The organism is Pseudomonas kielensis (assembly GCF_014236655.1).
Taxonomy (GTDB): Bacteria; Pseudomonadota; Gammaproteobacteria; order Pseudomonadales; family Pseudomonadaceae; genus Aquipseudomonas; species Aquipseudomonas kielensis.
In genome coordinates this window covers 41,862-62,950 of sequence record NZ_JACMYG010000034.1, presented here as the reverse complement: position 1 = coordinate 62,950, position 21,089 = coordinate 41,862, and the positions used below count along the sequence as shown (strand labels likewise).

At 62.5% G+C, this 21,089-nt stretch carries 19 protein-coding genes; 5 read left to right on the top strand and 14 right to left on the bottom strand.

The genetic code is table 11. The annotated features are described in order from the left end of the window. Positions 1 to 67: 67 nt before the first annotated feature. Genes H7995_RS24205 through zwf form a run of 3 tightly spaced genes read right to left on the bottom strand, consistent with a single transcriptional unit; the run spans position 68 to position 2,920 of the window. A complete protein-coding gene (locus H7995_RS24205; RefSeq protein WP_166591033.1) occupies positions 68 to 733 on the bottom strand; it encodes a bifunctional 4-hydroxy-2-oxoglutarate aldolase/2-dehydro-3-deoxy-phosphogluconate aldolase in 666 nt (221 codons plus the stop codon). A 17-nt stretch (positions 734 to 750) separates the two neighbouring features. Further along, entirely contained in the window at positions 751 to 1,464 is a 714-nt protein-coding gene (gene pgl, locus H7995_RS24200) for a 6-phosphogluconolactonase (protein WP_182341970.1), read from the bottom strand. Continuing rightward, entirely contained in the window at positions 1,451 to 2,920 is a 1,470-nt protein-coding gene (gene zwf / locus H7995_RS24195; protein WP_095169816.1) for a glucose-6-phosphate dehydrogenase, read from the bottom strand. The genes pgl and zwf overlap by 14 nt, the downstream gene beginning before the upstream one ends. 228 nt (positions 2,921 to 3,148) lie before the next feature. Between zwf and H7995_RS24190 the strand changes: the two genes are divergently transcribed. Further along, the gene (locus H7995_RS24190; RefSeq protein WP_174244630.1) at positions 3,149 to 4,009 is read left to right on the top strand and encodes a MurR/RpiR family transcriptional regulator; all 861 of its coding nucleotides are present in this window, start codon (positions 3,149 to 3,151) and stop codon (positions 4,007 to 4,009) included. Between the two features lie 155 nt (positions 4,010 to 4,164). On the opposite strand, the gene H7995_RS24185 is transcribed toward H7995_RS24190, so the two are convergent. The 11 genes from H7995_RS24185 to edd form a co-directional block, all read right to left on the bottom strand. After that, entirely contained in the window at positions 4,165 to 5,019 is an 855-nt protein-coding gene (locus H7995_RS24185; protein WP_166591031.1) for a D-hexose-6-phosphate mutarotase, read from the bottom strand. 114 nt (positions 5,020 to 5,133) lie between these two features. After that, positions 5,134 to 6,480, bottom strand: coding sequence for a carbohydrate porin (locus H7995_RS24180; RefSeq protein ID WP_166591030.1), 1,347 nt, complete (start codon positions 6,478 to 6,480; stop codon positions 5,134 to 5,136). A 76-nt stretch (positions 6,481 to 6,556) separates the two neighbouring features. Beyond that, the gene (locus H7995_RS24175; protein WP_166591029.1) at positions 6,557 to 7,717 is read right to left on the bottom strand and encodes an ABC transporter ATP-binding protein; all 1,161 of its coding nucleotides are present in this window, start codon (positions 7,715 to 7,717) and stop codon (positions 6,557 to 6,559) included. Positions 7,718 to 7,720: 3 nt separating this feature from the next. After that, positions 7,721 to 8,566: a carbohydrate ABC transporter permease gene (locus H7995_RS24170; RefSeq protein WP_095169821.1), complete on the bottom strand. Its 846-nt coding sequence runs from the start codon at positions 8,564 to 8,566 to the stop codon at positions 7,721 to 7,723. Then, positions 8,559 to 9,467: a carbohydrate ABC transporter permease gene (locus tag H7995_RS24165; RefSeq protein ID WP_185819038.1), complete on the bottom strand. Its 909-nt coding sequence runs from the start codon at positions 9,465 to 9,467 to the stop codon at positions 8,559 to 8,561. Before H7995_RS24165 ends, H7995_RS24170 begins: the two co-directional genes overlap by 8 nt. 159 nt (positions 9,468 to 9,626) lie before the next feature. Then, positions 9,627 to 10,919, bottom strand: a complete 1,293-nt coding sequence (locus tag H7995_RS24160; protein WP_166591027.1) for an ABC transporter substrate-binding protein — start codon at positions 10,917 to 10,919, stop codon at positions 9,627 to 9,629. Between the two features lie 116 nt (positions 10,920 to 11,035). Beyond that, entirely contained in the window at positions 11,036 to 12,295 is a 1,260-nt protein-coding gene (locus tag H7995_RS24155; protein ID WP_185819037.1) for a D-mannose isomerase, read from the bottom strand. A gap of 137 nt (positions 12,296 to 12,432) precedes the next feature. Further along, positions 12,433 to 13,902 carry an ATP-binding protein gene (locus H7995_RS24150; RefSeq protein ID WP_166591025.1) on the bottom strand — a complete coding sequence of 490 codons (1,470 nt, stop codon included), beginning with the start codon at positions 13,900 to 13,902 and terminating at the stop codon, positions 12,433 to 12,435. Continuing rightward, positions 13,892 to 14,623: a response regulator gene (locus H7995_RS24145; RefSeq protein ID WP_095169826.1), complete on the bottom strand. Its 732-nt coding sequence runs from the start codon at positions 14,621 to 14,623 to the stop codon at positions 13,892 to 13,894. Before H7995_RS24145 ends, H7995_RS24150 begins: the two co-directional genes overlap by 11 nt. Positions 14,624 to 14,769: 146 nt before the next feature. After that, entirely contained in the window at positions 14,770 to 15,720 is a 951-nt protein-coding gene (locus tag H7995_RS24140) for a glucokinase (RefSeq protein ID WP_166591024.1), read from the bottom strand. Next, positions 15,717 to 17,543: a phosphogluconate dehydratase gene (gene edd / locus H7995_RS24135; RefSeq protein WP_182341979.1), complete on the bottom strand. Its 1,827-nt coding sequence runs from the start codon at positions 17,541 to 17,543 to the stop codon at positions 15,717 to 15,719. Before edd ends, H7995_RS24140 begins: the two co-directional genes overlap by 4 nt. A gap of 223 nt (positions 17,544 to 17,766) precedes the next feature. Between edd and gap the strand changes: the two genes are divergently transcribed. From gap to H7995_RS24115, 4 genes are all read left to right on the top strand, one after another. Continuing rightward, the gene (gene gap, locus H7995_RS24130) at positions 17,767 to 18,768 is read left to right on the top strand and encodes a type I glyceraldehyde-3-phosphate dehydrogenase (RefSeq protein ID WP_166591022.1); all 1,002 of its coding nucleotides are present in this window, start codon (positions 17,767 to 17,769) and stop codon (positions 18,766 to 18,768) included. Between the two features lie 55 nt (positions 18,769 to 18,823). After that, positions 18,824 to 19,288: a methylglyoxal synthase gene (locus tag H7995_RS24125; protein ID WP_166591021.1), complete on the top strand. Its 465-nt coding sequence runs from the start codon at positions 18,824 to 18,826 to the stop codon at positions 19,286 to 19,288. 78 nt (positions 19,289 to 19,366) lie between these two features. After that, positions 19,367 to 19,885, top strand: coding sequence for an RNA polymerase sigma factor (locus H7995_RS24120; RefSeq protein WP_166591020.1), 519 nt, complete (start codon positions 19,367 to 19,369; stop codon positions 19,883 to 19,885). 119 nt (positions 19,886 to 20,004) lie between these two features. Next, complete coding sequence (locus H7995_RS24115; RefSeq protein WP_166591019.1) at positions 20,005 to 20,976, top strand: FecR domain-containing protein; 972 nt, start codon at positions 20,005 to 20,007, stop codon at positions 20,974 to 20,976. Positions 20,977 to 21,089: the final 113 nt, after the last annotated feature.

The window sequence follows — 21,089 nt, the reverse complement described above, 5'->3', positions numbered from 1 at the left end:
GCGCACCGACCAAGTGCGCCAAATAGCCGTAAAACACACAACAACTACAACGATCCTGCAAAAACCATCAATCCAACAGAGCCAACGCCTCAGCCGTACATTCCTGAATACGCGCCCAATCGCCGTTCTTGATCCACTCCGGATCCAGCATCCAGCTCCCACCCACACACATCACGTTCTTCAACGCCATGTAGCTCTTGATGTTCCCCGGACCAACCCCACCCGTCGGGCAGAATTTCACTTCGCCGAACGGACCGCCCAGGGCCTTGATCGCCGCGACACCGCCGCTGACCTCGGCCGGGAACAACTTGAAGCGCCGATAACCCAGGGCATACCCCTCCATGATCCCCGAGGCATTGCTGATCCCCGGCAACAACGGAATCGAACTGGCCACGCTGGCTTCCAGCAGGTCACGGGTAATCCCCGGGGTGACGATAAACTGCGAACCAGCCGCTTCAGCGGCGGCCAGGGTGGTGCGATCAAGCACCGTACCGGCACCGGTGACCAGCTCCGGACGCTGCTCACGCAGGACCTGGATCGCCTTGAGACCGAACTGCGAACGCAAGGTCACTTCCAGGGCCGTCAGGCCACCGGCCGCCAGGGCGTCGGCCAGGGGCAGGATGTCCTGCTCGCGGGCAATGGTAATCACCGGCAGGATCCGCGCCTTGGCGCAGAGGCTGTCGATCAGGGCAACTTTGTCCGCCATGGAAACGGTCGGGGATGGGTTCTTCATAGCGGCTGATCCTTGGCTCATGGGCACCAGTAAATCTCTAACGTGGGTTGCAGAAAGGCACGAATCGGCATTGCGGCGACATCGTCACCGGCCAGTGCGTCACTCAGGGTGGCCAGCTTGGACTGACCGGAAATCGAAAGAAGCGTGACCTGCGCCGACGCCAGCAACGCACGACTCATGGTCAGGCGCTGATGAGGGACGGTCGGCGCCAGCATCGGCCAGCAACGGCGCGTGCCGTCGACCTGCAGGGCCTCGGCCAGGTTCGGGCTGCCGGGGAACAACGAAGCGGTATGCCCGTCGTCCCCCATGCCCAGCACCAGCACATCAATCTTCGGCAGCTCGGCGAGCAGGCGGTCGGCCTGTTCGGCGGCTTGCGCAAGACTCGCGCTGGCGTTGTACAGGCTGAGGAACTGCGCCTTGGCGGCCGGCCCCTGCAGCAGATAACGCTTGAGCAGGCCAGCATTGCTGTCGGCGTGTTCGACCGGCACCCAGCGCTCGTCAGCGAGGCTGACCACGACGTTGGCCCAGTCGAGTTTCTGCTTGGCCAGATGCTGGAAAAACGCCACCGGACTGCGCCCACCGGAGACCACCAGGGTCGCCGTGCCCTGAGCTTCGATGGCCTCGCCCAGTTGTCGGGCCACTGCCAGCGCCAGGCTCTCGGCCAGCAGCACCGGGCTTTTGAACGCATGGGCGCTGACGCCCTGGGGCAGTTTTAATTTAGATATCGCCATACCACGACCTCCCGTCCCGCGTGATCAGTGCAATGGAGCTCATCGGTCCCCAGGACCCCGCCGCGTACGGCTTGGGGGCATCACCGGATTTTTTCCAACCGGCGATCAACTGGTCGCACCACTTCCACGCGGCTTCAATTTCATCTTTACGGACAAACAGGTTCTGATTGCCGCGCATCACTTCCAGCAACAACCGCTCGTAGGCATCGGGAATCCGCGCACTGCGATAGGTATCGGAAAAATTCAGCTGCAGCGGACCGCTGCGCAACTGCATGCCCTTGTCCAGGCCTTGTTCCTTGGTCATCACGCGCAAGGAAATACCTTCGTCCGGCTGCAGGCGGATGATCAGCTTGTTGCTGATCTGCAAGCGCTGCTCGGGGGCGAAGATGTAGTGCGACGGTTCCTTGAAGTGAATGACGATCTGCGACAGCTTGTCCGGCATGCGCTTGCCCGTACGCAGGTAGAACGGCACGCCGGCCCAACGCCAGTTGCGGATATCGGCACGCAGCGCAACGAAGGTTTCGGTATCGCTCTGGGTGTTGGAGTTCTCTTCCTCCAGGTAACCCGGCACCGGCTTGCCTGCGCTGTAGCCCGCGATGTACTGGCCGCGCACCACCTGGGTGGTCAGGCCTTCCGGGCTGATCGGCGCCAGGGCCTTGAGCACCTTGACCTTCTCGTCACGGATGCTGTCGGCGGACAGGTCGGCCGGTGGGTCCATGGCGATCAGGCAGAGCAACTGCAACAGGTGATTCTGGATCATGTCGCGCAGTTGGCCGGCCTTGTCGAAGTAGCCCCAGCGGCCTTCGATCCCGACTTTCTCGGCAACGGTGATTTCCACGTGGGAAATGTAGTTCTGGTTCCACTGGGTTTCGAACAGGCTGTTGGCGAAACGCAGGGCGATCAGGTTCTGTACCGTCTCTTTGCCCAGGTAGTGGTCGATGCGATAGGTCCGGTTTTCCGGGAAGTACCGCGCCACGGCATCGTTGACCTTGCGCGAGGACTCCAGGTCCGAGCCGATGGGCTTTTCCAGCACCACACGGGTGTTTTCCGTCAGGCCCACCTGCGCCAGGTTCTCGCAGATCGCGCCGTACACCGCCGCCGGGGTGGCGAAGTAGGCAATCATCCGTTGCGCGGTGCCCGCCAGTTCGGCCAGGGCGACATAGTCGTCGGCCTTGAGGAAGTCGACGTGCAGGTACGTCAGGCGTGCCAGGAAGCGTTCGACCACGGCCTCGTCAAGCTCCTTGGCCTCGACATAACGTCGCAGTTCACGAGCGATGAAGGCCAGGTGCTCCTGCTCCGTGCCCGCTTCACGGGCCAGTGCGATAATGCGCGTGTCCTCATGCAGCAGGCCCGCGCCATCGAGTTGATACAAGGCAGGAAACAGCTTGCGCAGGGCGAGATCGCCGAGGGCGCCAAACAAGGCAAAGGTGCACGGTTCAACCGTAATCGAAGGCATGATGTTTGTTCTTTTATCAAGTTAAGCTACAAATACCTTTTTTCAAGGCATCGCTCAAGGAAAAATGTAGTAATAACCACAACATTTTTCCAAAATACAGATTCCGAGTGGTGGTCGGTCGGGGCCAACAGTAGGATAGGCCACCGCTACAGGCCCGATCAAAGGCCCAATTGGCATAGCCAAGCCCCCTCTTTGCAGAGCTGAACCAAGGAAATTCATATGGACCGCGTGCGGAACTTACTGGAACAGATCCAGAATCGCCTTGCCGACCTGAACAAGGCCGAGCGCAAGGTCGCCGAAGTGATCCTGCTCAACCCACAGCAGGCCACTCGCTTCAGCATCGCCGCCCTGGCCCAGGCCGCCTCGGTCAGCGAGCCGACGGTCAACCGTTTCTGCCGTTCATTCGGGGTCAGCGGCTACCCGGAGCTCAAACTGCAACTGGCGCAAAGCCTGGCCAGCGGCGCGGCCTACGTCAGCCGCGCAGTGGAAGCCGATGACAACCCCGAAGCCTACACCCAGAAAATCTTCGGCAGCGCCATCGCCTCCCTCGACAGCGCCTGCCAGGCACTGGACCCGAACCTGATCAGCCGCGCCGTCGACCTGTTGATCCAGGCCCGGCAGATCCACTTCTTCGGCCTCGGCGCTTCCGCCCCGGTGGCCCTGGACGCCCAGCACAAATTCTTCCGCTTCAACCTGGCGGTCACCGCCCACGCCGACGTACTGATGCAGCGAATGATTGCCTCGGTGGCCCACACCGGCGAATTGTTCGTGATCATCTCCTACACCGGACGCACCCGTGAGCTGGTGGAAGTGGCGCGCATCGCCCGGGAAAATGGCGCTTCGGTCCTCGGCCTCACCGCCGAGGGTTCGCCACTGGCCAAAGCCAGCACCCTGAGCCTGAACATCCCGTTGCCGGAAGACACCGACATCTACATGCCGATGACCTCGCGGATCATTCAACTGACGGTACTCGACGTGCTAGCCACCGGCATGACCCTGCGCCGCGGCGTCGATTTCCAGCCGCACTTGCGCAAAATCAAAGAGAGCTTGAATGCCAGCCGCTATCCAGTGGGCGACGAGTTCAACTGAGACCAGATACTTCTGTGTTGAATGATCTGGCCCCCTTCGCGGGCAAGCCCACTCCCACAGGTTCAATGGCAGCCGCAAGTTTCGTGCTCGACGTGGACACTGTGGGAGCGGGCTTGCCCGCGAAGGGGCCAGTCCAGACACCGCAATATCTTAAACTAAGCCGCCGCCCACGCCTGCAGGCTCAAATGCGCCCGCTCCCCCGGCGCCAGGCACAAGCTGTCGGTGCCGCCACTGGCCGCTTCGACACAGACGAACTCGGAAATCTCGTTCCAGCTCACCCCCAGCAACGGCCGTGAGCCGGGATGCCAGACCACCGTATCAGCGCTGGCACCGGTGTCGATGCACAACTGGCGCTGCCAGGCGTGGTCCTTGAGCTGCAGTTCACCCTCATGCTGGAACACCCGCTGACAGCCACCCTCGACCCGTAACTCGCCTTGCTGCTGGCAATTTTCCCGCTTGAGCTGGTCATAACCCTGGGCGCCATCGAGCCCAGACAGCGCTACCTCGCCGACGTCACCAATACGCCAGTAAGCGTGCAAAGCATGGCTCAGCTGGCAAGGCAGACTGTCCTGGTGCTCGGTACTCAGGCGCAATTCCATGCGTTCACCCAGGTGCGCGTGCAAGTCCACTTGCCAGTCACACAGCTGCAACTGCCAGTGCAGGCGCACGCCATCGGCATCACTGCTGCTGTCGATCAGTTTCCAATCAATCAGCCGCGCCCAGCCATGGGACGGCCAGGCGTTTTCGCTCGGATGGCGGCCATACCACGGCCAGCACACCGGCACGCCGCCACGGATGGCACCGACCTGTGGCCACTTCGCCGCACACCACAACCAGGGCTTGTGCCCTGCGGGCTGGAAATGCAGCAACTGCGCGCCCTGGCGACTGAACACCGCCTGGCACAGCGGATGATCGATCACCAACACATCGCGCTTCTGATAGCGCTCCCACGCAAACACCGGACGCTCGCGCAAGGATTTGAAGAAACGTTGTAGCGGATGCTCTTGCATGTGCCACGGTCCTGAAAATCAGCGGTAACCAAAGGGCGCGCGACCCAAAAAAAAGCGGACAGCCTGGGCTGTCCGCAAAAATGCGCACATGCAGAAGAGCTTATCGCAACCGCGTTAGAACACCGACTGAATTTTCAGGCCGGCCACCAGCGCGTTGTCGACTTCATCGACACCGCCCGGGTGGGTGACGTACTGCAGGTTAGGACGCACGGTCAGCCAGTTGGTAACGTGGAAACCGTAGTTGATCTCGTAGTTGTACTCGGTGCTGCGCAGTGGCGAGAACAACGGATCGGCGTAGTCACTGACGCCATTGGCCGCGTTGACCAGTTCGGCATTCTTCTTCACGTCGTCGTTGACGTGGATGCGGGCGAAGCCGATGCCGACGTCATCTTTTGGCCGCGCATCGAACGGCCCCTTGTACACGAACATCAGCGACTGGTAGTTGTCGACGACGTTGGTGTCCTTGTCGTGGAAAGTGGCGTTGGCCGCGATGTTCAAGCCGCGGGAAGCGTCGCCGTTGTGGCTGGTCAGTTGCTGCTGGGCGACGAACCAGTAACCGTGCTTGCTGCTGTGCTCGCGGTAGGCGTTACCGCTGGTGGCGGCGTCCTGGCCGTTGTCGTCCTCACGAACGTCATTGGCTGCGGCCGTGCTCTTGTAGTAACCGACACGGTATTCACCGGGCAGGTTGTTGACCTTCGGCGACCAGACCAACTCGACCGGCAACACGGTGCCCTGGGTGCCGCTGCCGCTGAGCTTGAAGCCGTTGCCGTGCTCCAGTTGCGAGGGGTTCTGGTTGTAGGCACCGATCTGCGCAAAGAGCTCTGGCGTGATGTTGTACTTCACGCGGATAGCCGCCTGGCTGACCGGCCAGTTGTACCAGATGTTGGTGGCCCAGTTACCCACCTGGGATCCGCAGAACGCCAGGTTCTGGAACTCACACGGGAAGGTATTGAAGTCCTCGCCCTCACCGAAGTAACCGGCCTTGACGTCGAGCTTGTTGTCGAGGAACTGGTGCTGGATCCACAGCTGGGTCAGACGCACCATATGGCCGCGGCCGTAGACTTCCTGGGAGGAGCTCAAGGTGCCGGCACGCGGGTCGCCGATACGGTCGTTGGAGATGTTTTCGCCATTGCGGTTGGTCAGCTGGATCTTGGCCTGGGTGTTGTCCCAGCCCCAGAGTTTTTGCAGGTCCAGCGCCACGCCCAGGCCAAACTGGTCGGCATAACGTGCGGTCTTGTCGTCGTTGTAGCCACCGTTGAGGTTGCCACCGACTTCGCCCACGTAGTCGGCCTTGATGTCGATGCCCTGCTCGATCAGCCGGGTACGCTCGCCGCCCCAATCGCCAGTCATCCACTTGGAGTCAGCGCTGAACGCGTCAGCGGCATGCGCGTTGGCCGCCAGGCACATCGCCGCGACCGCCGACAGTTGGCAGATGAGTTGAGCGTTGTTCTTGATCTTCATCCCTACTTCCTCGTTTTATTGTTATTAACGGTCATCCCCTGTGGGAGCGAGCACGCTCGCACCCACAGGCTTGTGCTCAGCGACCTTTGAACTGAGCAACGTTGGTGCTGTGCGCCTCGGCTTTCGGTACGCCGGCAACCCCTAACCGCTCCCCGGTCTTGGCATCGAACAGCAGCACCTTGGCCGGATCGAATTGCAGGGTCAGGGTTTCGCCCACGGCAGGCGCCACATCCGGGGCCAGGCGGCAGCAGACTTTGGTTTCATTCAGGTTGACGAACACCAGCGTGTCCGGCCCGGTCGGCTCCGTGACCTGGACCTCGGCACGGATAGTCGGCAAGCCGTTGGCTTCGCCAGACGCCAGCACGATCTGCTCCGGACGCATGCCGAGGATCACTTCGCGATCCTCAAGGCCCGCGTCCTGCATGCTCAATGGCAACTCGACGCGCGCCTGGCCACTGTCCAGCAGGGCCAGCAGGCGGCCGTCCTTGCGCTGCAGGCGCAGGGGGATGAAGTTCATTGGCGGCGAGCCAATGAAGCTGGCGACAAACAGATTGGCCGGGTCGTTGTAGATCTGCTTCGGGGTGCCGAACTGCTGGATGATCCCGTCCTTCATCACCGCCACCTTGTCCCCCAGGGTCATGGCTTCGATCTGGTCGTGGGTGACGTAGACTGTGGTGGTTTTCAGGCGCTGGTGCATCAGCTTCATTTCGGTACGCATCTCGACCCGCAGCTTGGCGTCGAGGTTGGACAGCGGTTCGTCGAACAGATAGATCTTCGGCCGCCGCGCCAACGCCCGGCCCATCGCCACGCGCTGTTGCTGGCCGCCGGAAAGCTGGCCCGGCTTGCGGCTGAGCAGGTGTTCGATCTGCAGCAGCTTGGACACCCGCGCCACTTCTTCATCGATTTCGGCCGTCGGCATTTTGCGGATCTTCAGGCCGAAGGCGATGTTGTCGCGCACGCTCATGGTCGGGTACAGCGCGTAGGACTGGAACACCATGGCGATGTCGCGATCCTTGGGGCTCATGCCGCTGATGTCGGCGTCGTCCACCAGGATCGCCCCGCCGCTGATGTTCTCAAGGCCGGCGATGCAGTTCATCAGGGTCGACTTGCCGCACCCGGATGGACCGACCAGGATCAGGAACTCACCGTCGTCGATCTTCAGCTCGATGTTTTTCAGGGTGTCCGGCAAGCCGGCGCCATAGGTCTTGTTGACGTTGCGTAATTCGAGAGTTGCCATGTTCTACCCCTTGACCGCGCCGGACGTCAGCCCACGCAGGAAATACTTGCCAGCGAATATGTAGACCAGCAGTGTCGGCAACCCGGCGATCATCGCCGCCGCCATATCAACGTTGTATTCCTTGGCCCCGGTGCTGGTGTTGACCAGGTTGTTCAGGGCCACGGTGATCGGTTGCGCGTCGCCACTGGCGAAGACCACGCCAAACAGGAAGTCATTCCAGATCTGGGTGAACTGCCAGATCAGGCAGACCATCACGATCGGGATCGACATCGGCAGCAGGATCTTCCAGAAAATCGTGAAGAAGCCCGCGCCGTCCAGGCGTGCCGCCTTGACCAGGGCATCGGGAATGCTCACGTAGTAGTTACGGAAGAACAGCGTGGTGAACGCCAGCCCGTAGACGATGTGCACCAGCACCAGCCCGGTGGTGGTGTTGGCCAGCCCGAGCTTGCCGATGGTGAACGAGGCCGGCAGCAGCACGGTCTGGAACGGCAGGAAGCAGCCGAACAGCAGCAGGCCGAAGAACAGCTGCGAGCCGCGGAAGCGCCACATCGACAGTACGTAGCCGTTCATTGCACCGATAAAGGTCGAGATCAGTACCGCCGGCACGGTGATCTTCACCGAGTTCCAGAAGTACCCTCCCACGCTGTCCCAGGCCTTGAGCCAGCCGATGCCGTCGATCACTTGCGGCCAGCTCAAGAGGTTGCCGGTCCGGATGTCTTCCGGCGACTTGAAGCTGGTCAACAGCATCACCACCAACGGGATGAGGTACACCGCAGCAGCCAGCAGCAGGGTCGCGTAGATGGCGATCCGGCTGACGCTCAGGCGCGGGGTGGCAAGCGAGTTATTCATGGCGTTTGCCCCGTAGTTCGGAGTACAGGTATGGCACCAGGATCGCCAGGATCGCGCCGAGCATCATCATCGCGCTGGCGGAACCGATGCCCATCTGGCCACGGCTGAAAGTGAAGGAGTACATGAACATCGCCGGCAGGTCGGAGGAGTAACCCGGACCGCCCGCAGTCATCGCCGCGACCAGGTCGAAGCTCTTGATCGCAATGTGCGCGAGGATCATGAACGCGCTGAAAAACACCGGGCGCAGGCTCGGCAGGACAATCTTCAGGTAGATGGTCGGCAAGCTCGCACCGTCGACCTGGGCGGCGCGGATGATCGACTGGTCGACCCCTCGCAGACCGGCCAGGAACATCGCCATGACGAAGCCTGAGGCTTGCCACACGGCGGCGATCACCAGGCAATACACCACGCGATCCTGATCCACCAGCCAGTCCAGGCGAAAGCCTTCCCAGCCCCAGTCGCGCAGCATCTTGTCCAGGCCCAGGCCCGGGTTGAGCAGCCACTTCCAGGCGGTACCGGTGACGATCATCGACAGCGCCATCGGGTACAGGTAGATGGTGCGGATGAAACCTTCCTTGCGAATGCGCTGGTCCAGCAGCACCGCGAGGAACACCCCCAGCACCAGGCTGATGCCGATGAACAGGCCACCGAACAGCGCCAGGTTCTTGCTCGCCACCCACCAGCGGTCGTTGTCCAGCAGGCGGGCGTACTGCTGCAGGCCGACCCACTTGTAGCTCGGCATGAAGCTGGAATTGGTGAAGGACAGTACGAATGTCCAGATGATGTAACCGTAGAAGCCGACCAGAACGATCAGCATGCTGGGCGCCAAAACCAGTTTGGGCAGCCAGTGCTGCAGTGCATCGAACGGTGAGGCTTTGCTGAAAACCGCCACAGAGCTCATCGGGATTATCCAGGTAAGGAGAAATATTCGGCACACAGCGATCCCTTGTGGGAGCGAGGCCGCTCGCGAAGGCGGTGTATCAGCCGACATCCATGGTGAATGTCAGTCCGTCTTCGCGAGCAGGCTCACTCCCACATTGGGAGTAGCCTGTGTCAGGGATTACTGCGCGGCTTTGACCGCCGAGGCCAATTGAGCGCTGGCCTTGGCCGGGTCGGCGTCCTTGTCGTTCATGAAGTTGGTGACGACGTCGAAGATCGCCCCCTGCACCGCCAGCGAAGTGGCCATGTTGTGGGCCATGCTCGGTTGCAGGCCGCCGGACTTGTCGTCCGCCAGGAAGTCCTTGGCCGAGGCCTGGGCACAGGAATCGAAGCCCAGCGCGCTCATGTCGTTGAGCATGTCGGTGCGCACCGGGATCGAACCCTTGTTGATGCTGAAGACCTTCTGGAAGTCCTTGCCCAGCGCGACCTTGGCCAGGTCCTGCTGCGCGGCGATATCACCCTTGCGATCGGCTTTGAGCTTGAACACCGCCAGGGAGTCGATGTTGTAGGTGAAGGCATTTTGGGTGCCCGGGAACGGCACGCACTGGTAGTCCTTGCCGGCGACTTTATGGGCGGCGGTCCACTCGCTCTTGGCCCAGTCCCCCATCATCTGCATGCCGGCCTTGCCGTTGATCACGTCGGCGGCAGCGATGTTCCAGTCACGGCCCGCGCGGTTGGGGTCCATGTAGCCGATGAGTTTTTTCAGCACGGTGAACGACTTGACCATCTCTGGACCGGAGAGGGTTTGCTGGTCCAGGTCGACCAGGGCTTTTTTGTAGCCTTCGGCGCCCATGACCGAGAGCACCACGTCTTCGAACACGGTGCTGTCCTGCCATGGCTGGCCGCCGTGGGCCAGGGCAATGAAACCGGCCGCCTTGAGTTTGTCGGCAGCGACGTAGAATTCTTCGAGGGTGGTCGGGGCCTTGTCGATCCCGGCCTTCTTGAACACTTCTGGGTTGATCCACAGCCAGTTGACCCGGTGGATGTTCACCGGCACCGCGACGTAGTCACCTTCGTACTTGACGGTGTCAGAGACTTTTTTCGACAGCAGGCCGTCCCAGTTTTCCGCCTTGGCGACGTCGGTCAGTGCGTCGGTGCTGAGCAGGCCGGTGCTGCCCCACTCCTGGATGTCCGGGCCCTTGATCTGGGCCACGCCCGGTGGGTTGCCCGCCACGGCGCGGCTCTTGAGTACGGTCATGGCCGTTGCGCCACCGCCGCCTGCCACCGCACCGTCCTTCCAGGTAAAGCCGTCTTTTTCAACCTGGGCCTTGAGTACGTCGACCGCCGCTTTTTCGCCACCCGAGGTCCACCAGTGCACAACCTCCACGGAACCTTTGGGGTCGGCGGCCAGGGCGCTGAGGGGAAACAGGGAGGCAAGGGAAATGACAGTGGCGAGGCGAGAAATCGCATTCATCTGAAGTACCTTTCTTGTTGTTATGCATGCAAGTCTGGTGCTTGCGCTGCAAACGAGTTTAAACAGGCTGGGATCCGCCGCAGGTAACGAAGCGACGGCGAAATGTCACCGCATGGTTACATAACCCGTGACCCAGAGCCCTGCGCCAACGCCGTGGCCATGCTCGGCGCCAACGGCAGGCGCGGAATCAGCACCGCTTGCCAGGCGTGATAGAGGTCCGGCTTGCCGCCCCAGATCTGCGCACTCGGGCGATTGTCGGCATCCAGTTCGTGGTGCCAACTGCCGTGGACGGGGTCGATCAGGTACTGCTCGCTGTACTCCCAAAGCCGCCGATACCAGGTTTCGTATTGGGCCTCGCCGGTGCGCTGGAGCAAGGCACTGGCTGCCGCGCTCGCTTCGCAATGCACCCAGTGCAAACGCTGGCGCACCACCGGGCGACGATCCCAGTCGAGGGTGTAGACCATGCCCGGCGCACCATCGACCTGCCAGGCGTGCTGGCAGTTGTGGGCGAACAACTGCTGTGCATCGCGCAGCAGCCAGCCGGGGGTCAGCATGCCAGCCTGGACCCGCGCCGCCTCAAGGTGCAACAACAGCCGCGCCCATTCAAAACCGTGGCCCGGGGTGGTACCAAAGGGGCGAAAACCATCGGCCGGGTTGGCCTGGTTGTAAGCGTGCAGCGGTTGCCATTGACCGTCGAAATGCTCGATCACCAGGTACTGGTTGGCTGCGCCGTGGCCGTGGATCAGTCGCTCGGCAATGCGCAAGGCGCGGTTCAGCCAGCGGCTGTCCTGGGTGACATCGGCCAGGGCGAGAAAGGCCTCGGTGGCGTGCATGTTGCTGTTGGCGCCGCGATAGGCTTCCTCGACGCTCCAGTCGCGATTGAACGACTCACGCATCGCGCCCTGGGTTTCGCACCAGAAATGGCGCTCGATGACCGCGATCGCATCGTCAAGCAACGCTTGGGCTCCGGGGCGCCGCGCGACCTGCGCGGAACTCGCGGCCAATGCCACGAAGGCATGCAGGTAAGCGGCTTTGTCGGTACTGCCGTCGCGCGGCTCGAGCGTGGCGAACCAGCCGCCGTGTTCGGCATCACGCAGCGGCCCACTGAGGGCCTGGATACCGTGATCCACCAGCTCGGCAAACCCCGGCAAGCCCTGGAGATGGGCCAGGGCGAAGCTGTGGGTCATGCGCGCGGTGTTCATGGTTTCGGCTTGCGCGTCCGCCGGCAGCTGGCCGCGCTCGTCGAGATTGCCGAAACCGATGGTCAGCCTCGAGGCCTTGGCGAACGCCAACAGGCGCATGCCCTCGGCGGCGAGCCATTGCTGATGGGCAGGTGTGTTCAGCCAACTGCTGGAGGCGGCAGGGATGGAGTGCATGGTGGACCTTTTTTTGTTGTTATGACTGCCAGCAGTCTAAACAACAGGCCGTGACGGCCAGGTAACGAAGGCGCCGAGTTATGTCACCAGGCTGTGACATTGGCTTCAGGCGCCATCGCGGGCAAGGCGGTCCCTGATTAATCCACGCTGCGCGGCAACTGCAACGTCACCCGCAACCCGCCCTCGCGCAAGTTCTGCAAACTCACTTCGCCGCCATGGCTATGGGCGATGTTGCGCGCGATCCCCAATCCCAGGCCATACCCCTGCTGCTGCCCGGCCAGGCGAAAGTGCGGCTCGAACACCTGTTCCAGGCGCTGCTCCGGCACACCCGGGCCCTCGTCGTCGACGTGCAGGATAAACGCGCTGTCATCGTCATCGATGTGCAGGTGGGCGGTCTGCCCGTACTTCAGGGCGTTGTCGATCAGGTTGCCGATACAGCGCTTGAGCGCCAGCGGTTTGCCCGGATACGTCGCCAGCGCCCGCCCCTGCTGGGTTACGCGGCCGTTGCCGTTGGGCGCCAGGTAAGGTTCGACCAGGCATTCGAGCACGTGATTGAGGTCCACCGGCTCGATGTTCTCGTGAATGTCGGTGTCCTTGACGCATTGCAGGGCTCCCTTGACCAGCAGCTCCAGCTCGTCCAGGTCGCGGCCGAACTTGGCCTGCAACTGCTCGTCGTCCAGCAATTCGACCCGCAGCCGCAAGCGCGTGATCGGCGTGCGCAGGTCATGGGAAATGGCGCTGAACAATTGGCTGCGCTCGGTCAGGTAGCGGCTGATGCGCTCACGCATGGCGTTGAATGCCCGCCCCACTTCGACCACTTCACTGCCACCGCCCTCGGCCACCGGCTGCACGTCCGCGCCCAGGGACATGTCCCGCGCTGCCCGCGCCAGGCGCTTGAGTGGCCGGCTCTGCCAGTGCACCAGCAGGCCGATGAACAGCAACAAAAAGCCACTGGTGAGCACGATGAACCACACCTGCTGCGACGGCAGCCCCTGCTCTTCCAGGCTGGTGTAGGGTTCGGGCAACAGGGAGGCGATGTACAGCCATTCGCCCTTGGCCAGCTTGATCTGGGTCACCAGCACCGGCGGGTTGACCGGCTCCAGCGTCAGCGCGTAGTGCGCCCAGGAGCGCGGCAATTCATCGAGCTTCAAGCCGCCATTGAAGATCCGCAGATCATCCGGGCTGACAAACTGCACGGAAATATCGGTGTCGGCCCCCAGCGACGTGCGCAACACCTCGTCCACCGCGGCCAGCACGGCCTGCTTGCGCGGGGTGGCGGGCAGCAGTTGCATGTCCAGGGGTTTGTCGTTGAGGGTCACTACAAATCGGGTGCCGCCCATGCTGCGCAACTGGTCCAGCACCAGCGGCCGATACGCCACCGGCAACGAACGAAAATAACTGACGCTGGCGTTCATCGAATGGGCCAGGCTACGGGCGGCGGTCACCAGCCCTTCGAGCTGGGTGGCGCGCAACTGCGAGACCCAGATCACGCTCGACAGCGTCTGGGCGAACAGCACCGCCAGCAACGTCAGCAGCAACATCCGCCCCAGCAGCGAGCGCGGTACCGGGACCTTGCGCAGCAGCCGGGCGAAGAACTCAGTGGCCATTGCTGGCGACCACGCTGGCCGCCAGCTGATAACCGCTGCCGCGCACGGTACGGATCAACCGTGGCGGTTTTTCGGTATCACGCAGGCGCTGGCGCAAGCGGCTGACCGCCATGTCGACAATCCGGTCCAGGGGCATCAGGTCACGGCCCCGGGTGGCGTTGCCGATGGTGTCGCGATCGAGGATGGCCTGGGGGTTGTCGAGGAACAGTTTCAGCAGGGCAAAATCGGCGCCGGAGAGAATCACCTCCTCACCGTCGGTGTGAAACAGGCGGTGACTGACCATGTCCAGCCGCCACTCGTCGAAAGCCAGCACTTCGCCGCCCGAACGCTCCTGGCCGAACTGGGCACGGCGCAGCAGCGCCTTGATCCGCGCCTGCAATTCACGGGGACTGAAGGGCTTGCCCAGGTAGTCGTCGGCGCCCAGCTCCAGGCCAATGACCCGGTCGGCCTCGTCGGAACTGGCGGTGAGCATGATGATCGGCACATGGGCCTGGCGCGGGTGCTGGCGAACCCAGCGACACAGGCTGAAGCCGTCTTCGTCCGGCAGCATCACGTCGAGGATCACCAGGTCGCAGGGGGCATCGTTCAGCGCCTGGCGAAACCCCGCGCCATCGGGCGTGGTACGCACCTGAAAGCCGGCGCGGCTGAGGTAAGTGTCCAGCAACTCGCGTATTTCCTGATCGTCATCGACCAACAAAATCGACTTGTTGACTGAGCTCACGGGCGGCTTCCTTATTGTTATGAAGGGGACGGATTATGCCTGATCGGGTTGGGATCTTCGTCGTCGGACAAGCCCTCATTGCTGGTCAGCCAGCGCCTACAGAAATCGTACAAGCCTGTAGGCGCCAGCGATTTTCCAGCGCTGTCTCAAGCCTGTTCCAGGGCCACGCCCGCGCCCACCAGCCCGGGATACGGGGCGGTTACCAGCCACACTGGGATGCCCTGGAAATACTCGCTCATGCAGCCTTTGTCGGCAAAACAACGGGCGAATCCACTTTCCAGGAAAAAATCGGCAAACCGCGGGATGACTCCACCGACAATGTAGACACCGCCACGGGCACCGGTGGTCAGCACGTTGTTACCCGCCACCCGTCCCAGCCAGCAGCAGAACTGCTCGAGCACTTCGCGGGCAATCGGGTCGCCGGCCAGGCCGGCGGCGGTGATGGCTTGCGGGGTGTCGAGTGTTGGCGTATGCCCGTCCACTGCGCAGATCGCCCGGTACAGCCGTGGCAAACCACCGCCGCTGAGTACGGTTTCGGCGCTGACATGGCCCATTTCGTTATAGAGGTGCTGCCACAGCTGAGTTTCCCGCGGGCTGCTCAACGGCAGGTCGACATGCCCGCCCTCACCCGGCAGGGCCGCCCAGCGTCCCTGCCCCTGATCGAGCAAGGTGCCAACCCCAAGTCCCGTGCCCGGGCCGATGACCACGGCCGGGCGCAGCGGCTCGGGGGTTCCGGCGCAGACCACGCGAAATTCCCCCGGCTGCAGGCGTGTCATGCCCAGGGCCATGGCCGAAAAATCATTCACCAGCAACAACTGCTCAAGCTGCAAGGCCTGGCAGAAAGCCTTGCGACTCAGGCGCCAGTGGTTGTTGGTGAAACGAAACTCGTCGCCACTGACCGGGCCGGCCACCGACAGGCAGACCGCACCGATCGCTCCCGGCGCCAGGCCCAGGCCCTTGAGATAGGCGCCAATGGCGTCTTCCGGGCAGGCGAAGTCGGCTGTCGCCAGCACCTGGACCGACGCCAGTTGCTGGTCTTTCCACAAGGCAAAACGTGCATTGGTCCCACCAATGTCACCGACCAGCGCTAGTTTCACTTAAGGGTCTCCAAGGCAGAGGTAAAGGCGCTGGCGCCCTGCTCTGCCGAGCTGAAGGCCATGCGCATGAACCCGAACAGTTCGCGCCCGCAACCGATGCCGTTATCCAGCAGGCCAGTGGCCGGGTTGCGCGCCGCAAATTCAGCGGCGTCCACCAGCACTTGCAGAGTGCCCTGGACGCCATCGACGCGGATCATATCGCCCTCTTGCACGCGGGCCAAAGCACCACCGACAAAAGCCTCGGGGCTGACGTGAATGGCCGCCGGGATTTTCCCCGACGCACCGGACATCCGCCCGTCCGTGACCAGTGCCACCTTGAAGCCGCGATCCTGCAGCACGCCGAGGAATGGGGTCATCTTGTGCAGCTCCGGCATGCCATTGGAACGCGGGCCCTGGAAGCGCATCACGGCGACAAAATCCTTCTCCAACAGGCCAGCCTTGAACGCATCGGCCAGGTCCTGCTGATCCTGGAACACCATGGCCGGAGCCTCGACCACCTGATGTTCCGGAGCCACGGCCGAGACTTTCATCACCCCGCGCCCCAGGTTGCCTTCCATCACCCGCAGGCCGCCTTCGGCCGAGAACGCCCGGGCCACCGGCCGCAGGATGTTTTCATCGAGGCTTTCGCGCGGACCTTCGCGCCATACCAGTTGGCCGTCCTCCAGGAACGGTTCCTGGGTGTAGCGACTCAGGCCGTGGCCGGCCACGGTGTTGACGTTTTCATGCAGCAGACCGGCCGCCAGCAATTCACGGATCAGGAACGACATGCCGCCAGCCGCCTGGAAGTGGTTGATGTCGGCCTTGCCGTTCGGGTACACGTGGCTCAGGGTCGGCACCACCTCGGAGAGGTCGGCCATGTCCTGCCAGGTCAGCTGGATGCCTGCGGCCATGGCAATCGCCGGCATGTGCAGGGTGTGGTTGGTCGAGCCGCCGGTGGCGTGCAGGGCCACGATCGAATTGACCAGCGAGCGTTCGTCGACGATTTCGCCGATCGGCATGAAGTTGCCGCTCTGTTTGGTCAGGCGTGTGATCTGGAACGCCGCTTCGCGGGTCAGGGCATCACGCAGCGGGGTGTTCGGGTTGACGAACGAAGCCCCCGGCAGGTGCAGGCCCATGACTTCCATCAGCAACTGGTTGGTGTTGGCGGTGCCGTAGAAGGTGCAGGTGCCCGGGCTGTGGTAGGACTTCATTTCCGACTCCAGCAGCTCTTCGCGGCTGGCCTTGCCTTCGGCGTAGCGCTGGCGTACGTCGGCTTTTTCCTTGTTGGAAATCCCCGAGACCATCGGTCCGCCTGGGACGAAGATGGTCGGCAGATGACCAAAACGCAGCGAGCCCATCATCAGGCCCGGGACGATTTTGTCGCAGATGCCCAGCATCATCGCCGCGTCGAACATGTTGTGGGACAGCGCCACGGCGGTCGACAGAGCGATCACTTCACGGCTGGCAATCCCCAGTTCCATGCCCGGCTCGCCCTGGGTCACGCCGTCACACATCGCCGGGACACCGCCGGCGAACTGGCCGACCGAACCGATCTCGCGCAGCGCCTGTTTGATCTGTTCCGGGTAGGTCTCGTACGGCTGGTGCGCCGAGAGCATGTCGTTATATGACGAAACAATTGCCACGTTGGCGGCGTTCATCATCCGCAGGCTTTGCTTGTCTTCGGTGCCGCACCCGGCCACGCCGTGGGCGAAGTTGGCGCATTGCAGCTTGCCGCGCATCGGGCCATCACTGGCGGCGCCGCGAATCAATGCAAGGTAAGCCTCACGGGTAGCGCGGCTACGGGTGATAAGCCGTTCGGTGACCTCAAGTACGCGGGGATGCATGTGTAGAACTCCAGGCTAACGGATGTGGCGACCTGTTCGTGTCTATGCTGATCAAGAGGCGTCTACGCGGGTGGCGTTGACGATTTTCTTGACCACTCGGACCAGTTGATTCAGGTCACTCGTTGTAGATAAAACAAAATATTGCCACTAAAAAGGCTTGTTTTCTATTTTTATGCGAATAATCTTGTAATTCCAACAACAAAACGACGGCGGCGCAATTCAAATGACTCTTCGAATCGCAATCAATGGTTTTGGCCGTATCGGCCGCAACGTCCTGCGGGCACTGTATACCCAAGGCTACCGTCAGGATTTGCAGATCGTCGCCATTAACGATCTGGGCGACAGCTCGATGAACGCCCACCTGCTCAAGTACGACACCGTGCATGGCACGTTTGATGCCGAAGTGCAGCACGACCAAGAGAGCCTGACGGTCAACGGCGACCGCATTTCGGTCAGCGCCATTCGCAACCCGGCCGACCTGCCCTGGGCTGCGGAAAAGATCGATGTCGTGTTCGAATGCACCGGCCTGTTCACCGACCGGGCCAAAGCCGCCGCGCATATTAGCGCCGGCGCACGCAAAGTGATCATTTCGGCACCGGCCAAGGGCGCTGATGCGACCGTGGTCTACGGGGTCAACCACGACATCCTGCGCCAGTCGCACCAGATCATCTCCAACGCCTCGTGCACCACCAACTGCCTGGCCCCGGTGGCCCAGGTGCTGCACCGTGAACTGGGCATCGAGAGCGGCCTGATGACCACCATCCATGCCTACACCAACGACCAGAACCTGACGGACGTCTACCACAGCGACCCGTACCGCGCCCGCTCGGCCACCCAGAACATGATCCCGAGCAAGACCGGCGCCGCGGAAGCGGTAGGCCTGGTACTGCCGGAACTGGCCGGCAAGCTGACCGGCATGGCCGTGCGTGTGCCGGTGATCAACGTTTCCCTGGTGGACCTGACCGTGCAGCTCAAGCGCGAAGCCACGGCGGATGAGGTCAACGCGCTGCTGCGCGAGGCCAGCCAGCATTCGAAGATCCTCGGCTACAACACCCTGCCCCTGGTTTCCAGCGACTTCAACCACAACCCGCTGTCGTCGATTTTCGACGCCAACCACACCAAAGTCAGCGGCAAACTGCTCAAGGTCCTGGCCTGGTACGACAACGAATGGGGTTTCTCCAACCGCATGCTGGATAACTGCCTGGCGCTGTGCAACGCCGAATAAGCACTGCGGGAGCTGCCACCGGCAGCTCCCCTCTGGTTTTGTTGGAGCCCCCCCGATGATCGGCATCACCTTCACCGAAAAAACCATGGCGGCGCGCAAGCGCATCGCCCTGGTCGCCCATGACCACTGCAAAGTGTTCCTGCTCGACTGGGCCGAGCGCCAGAAGCACAAGCTCGCCCAACATGAATTGATCGCCACCGGCACCACCGGCCTGCTGCTCAGCCAACGCCTGGACCTGCCCGTGCAAAGCATGATCAGCGGCCCACTGGGCGGTGATCAGCAACTGGGCGCGCAAATCGCCGAGCAGCGCGTAGACCTGCTGGTGTTCTTCTGGGACCCCTTCGAACCCCAACCCCACGACCCGGACATCAAGGCGCTGCTGCGGGTGGCCGCCGTCTGGAACATTGCAGTGGCCTGCAACGAATGCAGCGCCGACTACCTGCTCAGCAGCCCGCTGCTGGATCAGCCGCACGCCCACCGGATCCCCGATTACCCGGCCTACCTGCAAGGCCGCCGATAATTCCTGCAAAAAGAAGCGCTTGACCTTTGATACAGATGATAAGCATTATCATTCGCTTGAAATCGATCAGGTCCTACTGTGAGTCAAGCGCACTTCAACCACGTCTTCCTCGCTCAGCGCGTCTCGCTGCTGCGCACCCTGGAGCGGATGGTCAATAACCACAGCACCGCCGAGGACCTGTTGCAGGAAACCTACCTGCGCGTGACCCGGGCCCTGAGTGAACGGGCCATCGACCACCTGGAACCCTTCGTCTTTCAAACCGCCCGCAACCTGGCGCTGGATCACCTGCGCGCCCGCCGTATCCAGTCCCGCACGATGCTCGAGGACGTACCGCTGGAGGTGGTGCAGAACGTTGCCGCGCCGCTCAGCAGTGCCGAGGACGCCGCCCATGCCGAACAGATGCTCGAACGCTTGAACATCAGCCTCAGCCAACTGAGCCCACGCCAACAGCAGATTTTCATCCTCAGCCGCCTGCACGGCCACAGCTACCTGGAGATCGCCGAAAAACTCAGCGTGTCCCTGAGCACCGTGCAAAAAGACCTGAAGCTGATCATGGCGATCTGTGTCGGCGTCGCCGATCGTCTCAACGGCCGCTGAGTCGGTCGGCCCATTGTTGTGCACACCTGCGTCAGGGCCTCGGCTTTGTTACCCTTAGCCGAGGTTTTTAGCACTCTTATCCAAAACCAGCCGCGCGCAGACGTGGCCGAGGACCCCCCGTGACGGACAGCCACCACTCCCACCCGCCAACCCCGGCGCGGGACTCCGCCAGCACCGGGGCGATGGATCAAGCCCTGGACTGGCTGATCGTGCTGGAAAGTCCAAGCGAGGCGCAACGCCGTGAGTTTCAAGCCTGGCTCGCCGCCGACCCGCGCCACGGTGAAGCCTTCGCCATGGCCCAGGCCGTGTGGGACGGCCCGCAAGTGGCACAGTGCGCGCAGACCCTGGACAGCGCCAAGCGCAAGGTCAGCGTGCTCGGGCGCCTGCGCCCTCACTGGAAACCCCTGGCCAGCGCGGCAGTGCTGCTGCTCGGCCTGTTCAGTTTCAGCAACCTGCCGATGCGCCTGCAGGCCGATCACTTGACCGTGGTCGGCGAGCGTCAGCGCCTGCAACTGGAGGACGGCTCGAAAGTCCTGCTCAACACCAACTCGGCCTTCTCCAGCACCATCAACGATCAACAACGGGTGGCCCGCCTGTTCCAGGGCGAAGCCTATTTCGAAGTGGCCGCCAATCGTGGCCTGCCCCTGGAAATCGATGCCGGGCCGGTCACCGCCAGCGTGCGCGACACCTCCTTCGCCGTGCGCTACCTGGACGGTGTCGCCCAGGTGCGGGTGCAGCGCGGCGATGTCGACCTGCGCAGCGCCCACAGCGATGCCCGGGTGCGCCTGAGCGCCGGCGAAAGCATCCGCATCGGGCCCAATGGTTTCGATCAACCGGCCCGCCTCGACCCGGCGACAGACCTGGCGTGGGTCCAGGGCCGCCTGGTGTTCGAAAACTGCCCGCTGAACCAGGTCCTGGCCGAGCTGCGCCGCTACTACCCGGGCTGGATCATCAACACCAACGAACAGTTGGCCAATGTGTCGGTCACCGGCAACTACCGCCTCGACCAGCCGCTGGACGTGGTCCGGTCGCTGGCGCACATCACCTCCGCCAAGCTCCAGGAATTCCCGGCGCTGGTGATCTTGAACTAAATGAGAATTATTTTTACTCGATAGCCATTCACCGTACGTCTCGTTATAGCCAATGCAATTGATTCGCATCTCTGATGCCAATCTGCACCTATAAGATTCGTGCGACACGGAGC